Below are 9,776 nucleotides of genomic sequence, written 5' to 3'. Positions count from 1 at the left end.
CCCGTCATAGGCAGACCGTGCGGGTCGCCTTCCCCGCTTCAAGGTGCGGGGCGCCTGTGGTCGGGGAAAGGCGCGGCGAAGCCGCAGCCTTTCAGGGGCGCGGGGAACTGCGCGACCAGCCCCACCGGCCCGCACCCCGCGACGAGAGGCTCACCCCGCAGACGCTCCCCGCGCGCGAACCCCGGCCCACCCCGCGATACTGCGGCACATGGACGACCCGCCCCCCGCGCGGCGCGCATGCTCACCCGCCTGAAGAACCTCCAGGCCAGAGCCGAGCGCCGCGCCCCCGTGATCACGGAGGTGATCGCCCGCCTGGTCACGGGCCGGCTCCTCGACTCGGCGACCCGCCTGGCGGCCCAGGCCTTCCTCGCCGCCGTCCCCCTCCTCTTCGCGATCGCCGCGTTCGCCCCGCACGGCATCCGCGCCCAGCTCCAGGACTCCGTACGGACGATGTTCGGCCTCTCCGGAGTCACCGCCGACGAGCTCGGCCAGGTCATCAACTCCGACGCCGACGACGAGATCCGCGACACGAGCGGAGCGATCGGACTCGTCGTCGCCCTCGCCTCCGCGACGAGCTTCAGCCGCGCCATGGCCCGGGTCTGCGAACGCGCCTGGGGCCTGCCGAAGGCATCGACCCGCATCACAGCGTGGCGCTGGGTGGTGTGGCTGCTCGCCCTCGTCCTGTTCGTCTTCCTCCAGGGCCCGATCCGCCAGGGCTTCGGCGCCGGCGCCCTCCTCGGCGTCCCCCTGTTCTTCCTGCTCAGCACCACCGTCTGGCTGTGGACCCAGCACCTGCTGCTGGCCGGCCGGCTGCCTTGGCTGCCGCTGCTCCCCGGCGCGGTCCTGGCCGGCGCCGCCACCAGCGCGCTCGCCCTCAGCGCCCGCGTCTACCTGCCCGTCGCCCTCGACCGCGCCCTCGGCGAGTACGGCGCCCTCGGCCTGGTCCTCGCGATGCTGTCCTGGCTGATCGTGCTGTGCGCGGCGGTCACGTTCGCGCTCACCATCGGCGCGGTACTGGCCCAGGCCCCGCCCCTGGACCGCTGGGTGAACCGCCCGCCGCCGCGCACCTGACCCCCGTTCGGCCCACCGCCACGTGCACCCGCCACCGGCCCGGACTTGGATGACGCCATGAGGCCCGGCCCCGCCAGGCGGCCGAGGGCGAACGACGAGGGGGCCCGCATGACGGCAGCCGAGGACACCGCCGCACCCCGCGGCGACGGCCCGCCGCCCCCGTCGCCCGCCCGGCTCCTGCTGACACCCGGCTACCTCCGCCTGCTCCTCCTGTCCGTCCTCCTCGGCATCCCGGTCGCCCTCGCCGCGTTCTTCTTCGTGAGCCTCCAGCACTGGCTCCAGCACGAGATCTGGACCGAGCTCCCCGACGCCGTCGGCTACACGGAAGCCCCCTGGTGGTGGCCGCTGCCCGCGCTCGCGCTCGCCGGCCTGATCCTCGCCCCGATCGTCACCCGCTTCCCGGGCGGCGGCGGCCACCTGCCCGCCGACGGACTCGGCGCGGGCGACCCCATCGGCCCCCGCGAACTCCCCGGCGTCGTCCTCGCCGCCCTCACCGTCCTGCCCCTGGGCGGCGTCCTCGGCCCCGAGGCACCGCTGATGGCCGTGGGCAGCGCCCTCGCCCTGCTCGCCGTACGCCGCATCAAGGGCGCCCAGAACCCGCAGGCGCTCGGCGTCGTCGCGACCGCCGGTTCCACCGCCGCGATCTCCACGATCCTCGGCGGCCCCATCGTCGCCGCGATCCTGCTTCTGGAGGCCGCCGGACTCGGCGGCGCCCAACTCGTCGTCCTGCTGCTGCCCTGCCTCGCCGCCAGCGCGTCCGGCGCGCTCGTCTTCACCGGGTTCGGCCAGTGGACCGGCCTGAGCATCGGCGGCCTGTCCCTGCCCAGCGTCCCGCCCAACGCCAACCCCGACGCCGGCGACTTCCTCTGGGGCATCCCGCTCGCCGTCCTCATCGCCGCCGCCGTCGCCCTGGCCCGCCGCCTCGGCCACGGCACCGGCCGCTGGACCGCCCGCGACCGCACGGCGACCCGTACGGTGGCCTGCGCCCTGGCCGTCGGCGTCTGCCTCTCCGCGTACGCCCTGATCACCGGGCGCTCACCGGAGGAGGCCGCGCTCTCCGGCCAGGCCATGCTCGGCGAACTCGCCGCGCACCCCGGCGCCTGGTCGGTGGGAGCCCTGTTCGCCCTCGTCGCCTGCAAGGGCCTCGCCTGGGCCATCAGCCTCGGCGGCCTGCGCGGCGGCCCGATCTTCCCCGCCCTCCTCATCGGCGCCGCGGCGGCCGTGGCCTGCGCCGCGCTCCCCGGCCTGGGCCCGACCCCGGCCCTGGCCCTCGGTATGACCGCCGCGGGCACCGCCGTGATGGGCCTCCCCCTGTGCAGCGCCGTCCTGACGGTCCTCCTCCTCGGCAAGGACGCCCACGACCAGATGCCCCTCATCGTCATCACGGCCGTCACCGCCCATCTGACGGTGACCTTCCTGAACCAGAAAACGGCTCGCCCCCGCACCCCCCGGACCGACTAGGGTGTCTCTCTTCGGCCCGGGCGAGGAGCCCACCGGAGTCCCTGGAAGGCCGCCCGTATGGACACGGACCCGACCCCCACCTCCACCGCCGCACGCCGCCGCCTCGAAGAGGCCCTCCACACCCTCGCCGTCACCTTCCGCGGCATGACGGCGATCCCCGAAGAGGCGAACTGCACCTGCCACTGGGGCAGCGAGGAGGAGCAGGCCCTGCTCAAGGTGCCCGATGTCGAGCTCGACCCGGACCTTCTGCGCCGCACCTGGCTGGCGATCGACTGGACGGACCACGGCGCCGTCATGCGCCGCATACTCCCGCAGTTCGCAAGGGAGTTGGTCGCCGGCCGCGCAGAAGCCTGTGTGTACGGCGTGGCCGAGGCCGGCGGCTCCCTCGCCCGGGGCCACTGGCAGCGATGGCCCGAGCGGCAGGCCGCAGCCGTACGCGACCTCCTCGACGCCTGGTGGACCCACACCCTCACGGACCCGACCCCACCCGTCCCCGCCCACGACGTCCTCGCCGTCTGCGCCGAGGCCTCCGGCACCCTCACCCCCTACCTGGCCACCTGGACCCGCACCACGGGCCCCGTCAGCGACGACCACCTGATCCGCGCGGCCACGGAATGGGAGTACGACCTCCTGGGCGACGACCTCCCCTGGAAGGGCAACTGGTACGACACCGACCGCGACCGCCTCCGCACGGACCTGACCGACTGGCTCCTGACCGAGGCGTCCCCCCGCCTCGCATCGGCGGGCGCCCCCGACGAACTACGCCGCCGCATCAGCCTCCTGGCCCTCCACGACGAACCCCGCTACACCCACCCCGATTGGCCGGGCCACCGCTACTGACGCCCGCGCATGCCCCGTGTACTACGGTGCTCGAAGGCGCGGGGCCTTGCGGGGGAGGGGCAGTGAACGCTCGGATTCTGGTCGCCGAGGACGACGGCAAACAGTCCCGACTGATCCGGATCTACCTGGAGCGGGAGGGGAACGCGGTACAGGTCGTGGCCGACGGCCGCGCGGCGCTCGACCGGGCCCGTGCGTCGCGCCCCGACCTCATCGTCCTGGACGTGATGCTGCCCCTGGTCGACGGACTGGACGTGTGCCGCATCCTGCGCGCCGAGTCGGACGTCCCGATCCTGCTGCTCACCGCGCGCACCACCGAGGAGGACCTGCTCCTCGGCCTGGACCTCGGCGCCGACGACTACCTCACCAAGCCGTACAGCCCGCGTGAACTGACCGCGCGGGTGCGGGCGTTGCTGCGTCGTTCGAAGAAGACGGGCGGCTCCGCGGGGCCCGCGCTGCTGCGGGTCGGCGAGGTCGAGCTGGACGCCGCACGCTTCGAGGTCCGGGTGGCCGGGCGGCCCGTGACGCTGACCGCCAAGGAGTTCGCCGTCCTGGAGACACTGGCCCGCGAACCGGGCCGGGTCTTCACCCGCGCCCAGATCATCGAGCACGCCTTCGGCTTCGACCGGGACGTGCTCGCGCGCACCGTGGACGCCCACGTGATGAACCTGCGGCGCAAACTGGAGGCCGACCCGTCCCGTCCGCGCCACGTGGAGACCGTGTACGGACGGGGCTACCGGCTCGCGGACGGCACGGACGGCACGGACGGCACCGACTCAGCCGAAGGCCCCTGACCCGGCGCCGGTTTCCGGCACCGCGGGCAGCGCGACGGTGAACGCCGTGCCCGTTTCGACGGTGCTGCGCACCTCGATCGTCCCGCCGTGGTCGGTGACGATCTGCCGGGCGATCGACAGACCGAGACCGCTGCCGCCGGTCGTCCGGCCCCGCGAGGGATCGGCCCGCCAGAACCGGTCGAAGAGATGCGGCAGATCCGCCTCCGGTATCCCCGTGCCGGTGTCCCGGACCTCGACGACGGCCAGCTCACCGCGCCGGACCAGCGTCAGCGTCACCGTGCCGCCGGCCCCTGTGGCCCGCAGCGCGTTCCCGACCAGGTTGCCGAGCACCTGCCGCAGCCGGTCCGGATCGGCGTGCACGGACACCGGACCGGGCGCCTCCAGCTCCAGGGCGACCCCCGCCGCTTCGGCCTGGGCGCGATGACTGGTGCGGCTCGTGCCGAGGAGTTCCCGCAGTTCGACCTCGCACCGGTGGTACGTGAGCGCCCCCGCCTCGGCGAGCGCCAGATCCTGGAGATCGTCCACGATCCGCTGCTGGAGCAGGGTCTCCTCGTGCAGCGAGGCCAGCAGCTCGGGCGTCGGCTCGACGACTCCGTCGCGCAGCGCCTCCAGATAGCCGCGCAGGTTGGCCAGCGGGGTGCGCAGCTCGTGCGCGATGTCCCCGGTCAGCCGCCGCTGGCGGTCCTCGCCGGCCTGGATGGAGTCGGCCATGCGGTTGAAGGCGCCGCCCAGTTGGGCGATCTCGTCCCGCCCGGACACGGGGACGCGCCGTCCCAGATCGCCCGCGCCGAGCCCTTTCGCGGCGACCGTCATGGCCCGCACCGGACGCAGCACGGCCCGGCTCAGGAGCAGCGCGCCGAGCACGGCGGCCAGGGCGACCCCGGCCGCGACGGCCACGGTCGGCGCGGCGGCGAGGGCCGGAGGGGACTCGTCCCGGTAGCCGAGGCGGACTTCCAGGCGGGGCGGGGCCAGCGCTGCGGTCCGCTCGTCGAAGACCCGCTGCAGACAGGCCTTGACGGGCCGCTCGGACTCGCAGCCGCGCAGCGCGGCCAGATCCCGCGGGGTGTCGGCCCCGACCGCGACGCCGGGCGCCGGTTGCGCACACTGCGCGGGCCGCCGGTCCGTGGCGACGCGCGGGACGCCGAGCGGCCCCGGCCGGGCCGTCACCGTGGCGCCCGCGCGGGTCAGGCAGGTCCCGTCGGCGAGCGCCACGCGGTAGTCGGCGAGCGCCGCGCTGGTCAGCTTGAGCGAGAGCCGGGGCACCTGGTCCTCGGGGATCCGCAGGACGGGCCGCGCGTCGACCGGTACCGGTGGTCTGCTGCCCGGCGCGCGCGGCTCGCGGCCCGCCAGGGCGTCGGAGTCGGCGAGCAGCGCGCCGGCCTCGGTGGCGACCCGGACGCGCTGCCCGGTGTCCTCGGCGAGCGCGCGCACCGTCGGAGAGAGCCCGTCCCAGGTCCCGTGCGCGAACCCGTACGCGCGCAGTGCGCCGGTGATCCGGTTCACCTCCTGCTGTCCGGCGGTGACGGTCTCCCGGACCTGGCGGTTCGCCTGGCGCAGGGTCAGCCAGGCGGTCGCGGCGGTGGCGGTCAGCGCGACCAGCAGGACCAGGCCGAGCACCCGCAGCCGGAAACTCATCACGGGGCGCTCCTCGGGTCGGATCTGTCGATGATGTCCAGGGGGGGCGGCGTACAGCGGAGGTCACCGTACGGGCAAGGCACGGTGCGCGGCTCACGTGCCGGACAGCGCCTCCGTCGGTGGCAGCCGGCTCGCCCGCACCGCCGGATACAGTCCGGCGATCACGCCGATCAGCAGGGTCGCGCCGATGCCCGCCGCGCTCGCCCAGGCCGGGACCACGGTCGGCCAGCCCCGGCCGACCGCGTAGCCCGTCGTGATCAGCGTTCCGAGGAGCGTGCCGCCGAGTCCCCCGAGGAGGGACAGCAGCAGCGACTCCGTCACGAACTGGGTGCGGATCTGGCCCCGGGTCGCGCCGAGCGCCCGGCGCAGCCCGATCTCCGGGCGGCGTTCCAGGACCGAGATGACCATGGTGTTGCCCACCCCGACCCCGCCGACCAGCAGCGCCACCGCGCCGAGGCCGAGGAGCAGCCCGGTGAGCGCCGACTCGGTGGCCTCGCGGGCCGCCAGTGCGTCGGACGGGCGGGAGATCCGCACCTCGCCGGGCTTCTGCGGATTGGCCGTGGCCGCGAGGACCGCGCGCACGGACGCGACCTGGCTGTCCTCCGCCCGGACGTAGACGGTCGACGGGTGCCCGTCGAAGCCGAGATACGTCTTCGCCGCCGGCCGGCCGACCAGGGCCGCGCTGTCGATCTCCGGGGCCAGCGGCACCGGTTCGAGGACGCCGACCAGCGAGAACCACCGGCCGCCGAGCCAGACCCGGGTACCCGGGGTGTACACGTCGAGGCGCCGCGCGGCCGTGGCGCCGAGCACCACGGCCGGATAGTCCTCCGTCGCGGAGTCCAGCCACCGGCCCCTGCGCACGTGCCCGCCGACGGCCCGCAGCAGATCCGGGCCCGCCGCGAGGACCGACAGCGAACCGGTGCGGCCCACGGAGATCCGTTCGTTGCGGTACACCCTGGCGTCCACGGTGCCGGTGGCGGCGACCTGCCGGACCGGCGGGACGCGGCGGATCATCGTCACGGACTCCGCAGGCAGTTCGGCCCTGCCCCCGGCGAGCTTCTCACCGGGCGCGACCCGCAACAGGTTCGTGCCGAGGGCGTCGAGCCGCCGGTCCACCTCCGCCCGGCCCGACCCGGAGATGCCGACCACGGCGATCATCGCGGCGACGCCGATGGCGATCCCGAGCGCGGACAGGAAGACCCGCAGCGGCCGCGTCCGCAGGCCGGCACCGCCGAGCCGTACGACATCGGCCGGTCCGAGGCGGGCGGTGCGCGGCCGGGACCGCTCGGGCGCGCACCGTGCCGCGTTCGTCGTGCCGTCGTCCGTCATCGGGGTGCCCCGATCCTCGTACCGCGCGCCGTGTCGGCGACCAGGCGGCCGTCACGCATCTCGATGCGGCGCGGCAGCCCGTCCGCGATCTCGCGGTCGTGGGTGATGACGACGACGGTCGTGCCGGCCGCGTTCAGCTCCCGCAGCAGGGTCAGCACGGTCGAGCCGGAGACCGAGTCCAGGTTGCCGGTCGGCTCGTCGGCGAGCAGTACGGCGGGCTCACCGACCACCGCGCGGGCCACGGCGACCCGCTGCCGTTCGCCGCCGGAGAGCTGGTGCGGCCGGTGGTGGACGCGGTGGCCGAGCCCGACCCGTTCCAGCGCGGCGGCCGCCCTGGCGCGGCGGCGGCGCCACGGCACGCCCGCGTAGAGCAGTCCGTCGGCCACCGCGTCGAGCACGGGGACGCCGACCGCGAGGTGGAACTGCTGGAAGACGAAGCCGATCCGGGTGGCCCGCAGCGCGGACACCTCCCGGTCCGACAGCCCCGCCACGTCGTGGCCGTCGACCAGCACCCGCCCGGCCGAGGGCCGGTCGAGGCTGCCCATGAGATGGAGCATGCTCGACTTCCCGGAACCGGACGGGCCGACGATCGCGACGAGTTCGCCCCGCCCGATACGCAGGCTCACGTCCCGTACGGCCGTCACGCCGCCCGGGTAGGTCCGCGAGACGCCCTCGAACTCCACGACCGCCGCGGCCCCTCTTCGATGATCCCTGCTCACTCCGGAATCCTCACCTTCATGCCCTCGTGGACCGCGGGACCGCCGACTTCCACATCCCCGTCGGCGAACAGCCCGGTCCGCACGGCGACGAACCGGCCGTCCGCGGTCTCCAGCCCGTGCCCGCCCTCCGCGAGGGCGACGAGCGCCGAGACCGGAACACTCAGTACGTCCCTGGCCTCGCGCCCCACGTACTCGACCGTGACCGGCCCGCTCTCCAACCGCCCCAGCGCCTTCTGGTCCCGCACGGTGATGGTCACGGGCACCGTCGCACCGCTGCCCGCGGCCCTCTCGCCTCCGCCCCCCTCGGGCGCGGACGCCTCCTTGCCGACCGACGCCACCTCGCCCTTCACGGCCTTGCCGTCGGGGAGTTCGACGGTGACGGCCGCGCCGCGCACCGCCCAGGCGGCGTCCGCGGCCGAGGCGTCGACGACGACCTTCCGCGCCGTCCCGCTGTAGGCGAGGGTGTTCTCGCCGACGGCCGAGCCCGGCCGTCCGCCCGCCCGCCCGATGCGGACCCGGCCGGCGGCGTACACGACGTCGCCTACTCCGACGGTGCCGGTCTGTTCGAGGCCGAGGGACTTCTGCCAGCGCTCGACCGCGGCGGCGGTGCCCTCGGTGAACCGCTCGTCCACCGTGAAGCCGGAGTAGCCCAGGGCGGAGAGGTTCGCCTCGAACTGCCGGACGTCCGCGCCCCGGAGCTCGCGCGGAGCCGGCGCCCCGGCGGGCTCCGGAGCCCTCTCCTTGCCCCCTCGCTCACTCACCCCCTGCTCTTCCCTCCCGTCTTCTTCTTCCTCTTCCTTCTCGGCGTTCATCCCCAAGTCCCGGTACATCGGCAGGGAGCCGTACATCAGGACCACCGGCCGGTCGTCGACGCGCAGGAGCGTGCCGCCGCGCTCCACCCGTGTGCCCCGCCCGGGCAGCCAGGTGACCGTTCCGGTCGCCTTGACCGGCAGGGAGAACTCGGCACCGAACCCCAACGTCCCGTCCACCGTGGTGCGTTCGGTCAGGGTCGCCCGGGTCACCGGGACGAGGGAGCCGGCCCGCGGCGGGGCATCGGGAGCACGGCCCTCGCCCCCACCGAGTCCCAGGGTGCCGACGACGGCGACCGCGCCCACGACGGCGACGGCCGCGCCGATCAGCACCGCACGCCGGCCGCGCCGGACACGAGGGACAGAGGTCTCTGCCTCGCTCATCATCAGCCCTTGGCCGGGGGCGGGTTGTCCGGGGTGCCGATGATCGGCCCGCAGATCCGGGTGGCGCGCTTGGCGCCGGCTGAATCCTGGTCCCAATCGGGGGCCGCGTCGTCCGACCCGCGGGAGTCCGGGTCGGGGAAGTCGGGGGCGCCGTTCTTCCGCATACAGACGGCGTACTCCTCGCGGACCTTGATCTCCTCGGGCGTGAGGGGATTGAGGGACTCCTCCAGGCCCTCGGGCATCGGCGGGTCGACGGACTCGCAGGCCCGCAGTGCCGGGATGTACTTCGGGTCCTTCTTCAGCGCCCCGACCTCTTCGGCGCCGCCGAAGTCGATCTGCCCCTTCGCGTCCGGGTCGTCGAAGTCGAACCCCTGCTTCCGCATGCACTTCACCCAGGCACGCTTGCCCTCGACGTACTCCGCGAGCGCGCCCTTGCCGCCGCCCGCCCCCACCGACCTCGAAGCCCCGCTTCCGCCCCCGCCGGCCGTCGGCACCTCGGGCCCCCCGCCACCCCCGCAGCCGCTCACCACGAACGCCGTGACCACCGCCACCGCGCCCACCACCACCCGGTTCGCCCGCATCGCCTCTCCCACCTCTCCGGTAGCGCCCGACCGCCATCGCGACGGGCAGGCCGAAGGTAGGCCGGGACCGATGAAGAACCTTTGAAGAACCTGTCAGCCGGTGATGCGCCCCGAAGGATCACCACCGGCCGCGGGCCCGCGCCTCAGGAGCGGCGC

9 protein-coding genes are annotated in these 9,776 nt (G+C 74.8%); 4 read left to right on the top strand and 5 right to left on the bottom strand.

The window, feature by feature from the left end:
* Window positions 1–237 precede the first annotated feature (237 nt).
* The 4 genes from ACFW9D_RS36375 (at window position 238) to ACFW9D_RS36360 (ending at window position 4,163) form a co-directional block, all read left to right on the top strand.
* On the top strand, window positions 238–1,071 hold the full coding sequence (locus ACFW9D_RS36375) for a YhjD/YihY/BrkB family envelope integrity protein (RefSeq protein ID WP_384629482.1): 834 nt from the start codon (window positions 238–240) through the stop codon (window positions 1,069–1,071).
* A 108-nt stretch (window positions 1,072–1,179) separates the two neighbouring features.
* Complete coding sequence (locus tag ACFW9D_RS36370) at window positions 1,180–2,532, top strand: chloride channel protein (protein ID WP_384629480.1); 1,353 nt, start codon at window positions 1,180–1,182, stop codon at window positions 2,530–2,532.
* 57 nt (window positions 2,533–2,589) lie between these two features.
* Window positions 2,590–3,372 carry a hypothetical protein gene (locus ACFW9D_RS36365; protein WP_384629477.1) on the top strand — a complete coding sequence of 261 codons (783 nt, stop codon included), beginning with the start codon at window positions 2,590–2,592 and terminating at the stop codon, window positions 3,370–3,372.
* 62 nt (window positions 3,373–3,434) lie between these two features.
* The gene (locus ACFW9D_RS36360; RefSeq protein ID WP_384629474.1) at window positions 3,435–4,163 is read left to right on the top strand and encodes a response regulator transcription factor; all 729 of its coding nucleotides are present in this window, start codon (window positions 3,435–3,437) and stop codon (window positions 4,161–4,163) included.
* On the opposite strand, the gene ACFW9D_RS36355 is transcribed toward ACFW9D_RS36360, so the two are convergent.
* The 5 genes from ACFW9D_RS36355 to ACFW9D_RS36335 form a co-directional block, all read right to left on the bottom strand.
* The gene (locus ACFW9D_RS36355) at window positions 4,146–5,798 is read right to left on the bottom strand and encodes a sensor histidine kinase (protein WP_384629472.1); all 1,653 of its coding nucleotides are present in this window, start codon (window positions 5,796–5,798) and stop codon (window positions 4,146–4,148) included. The two genes, ACFW9D_RS36360 and ACFW9D_RS36355, sit on opposite strands and share 18 nt — an antisense overlap.
* A gap of 93 nt (window positions 5,799–5,891) precedes the next feature.
* Window positions 5,892–7,127 carry an ABC transporter permease gene (locus ACFW9D_RS36350; RefSeq protein ID WP_384629469.1) on the bottom strand — a complete coding sequence of 412 codons (1,236 nt, stop codon included), beginning with the start codon at window positions 7,125–7,127 and terminating at the stop codon, window positions 5,892–5,894.
* Entirely contained in the window at window positions 7,124–7,846 is a 723-nt protein-coding gene (locus ACFW9D_RS36345) for an ABC transporter ATP-binding protein (RefSeq protein WP_384629466.1), read from the bottom strand. The genes ACFW9D_RS36350 and ACFW9D_RS36345 overlap by 4 nt, the downstream gene beginning before the upstream one ends.
* Entirely contained in the window at window positions 7,843–9,039 is a 1,197-nt protein-coding gene (locus tag ACFW9D_RS36340; RefSeq protein ID WP_384629463.1) for a peptidoglycan-binding protein, read from the bottom strand. The genes ACFW9D_RS36345 and ACFW9D_RS36340 overlap by 4 nt, the downstream gene beginning before the upstream one ends.
* A gap of 2 nt (window positions 9,040–9,041) precedes the next feature.
* Window positions 9,042–9,620: a hypothetical protein gene (locus ACFW9D_RS36335; RefSeq protein WP_384629460.1), complete on the bottom strand. Its 579-nt coding sequence runs from the start codon at window positions 9,618–9,620 to the stop codon at window positions 9,042–9,044.
* Between the last annotated feature and the right edge of the window lie 156 nt (window positions 9,621–9,776).

It is taken from the genome of Streptomyces sp. NPDC059524 (assembly GCF_042749255.1).
Classification (GTDB): domain Bacteria; phylum Actinomycetota; class Actinomycetes; order Streptomycetales; family Streptomycetaceae; genus Streptomyces; species Streptomyces xanthii.
This window is presented reverse-complemented; position numbering and strand designations above follow the sequence as displayed.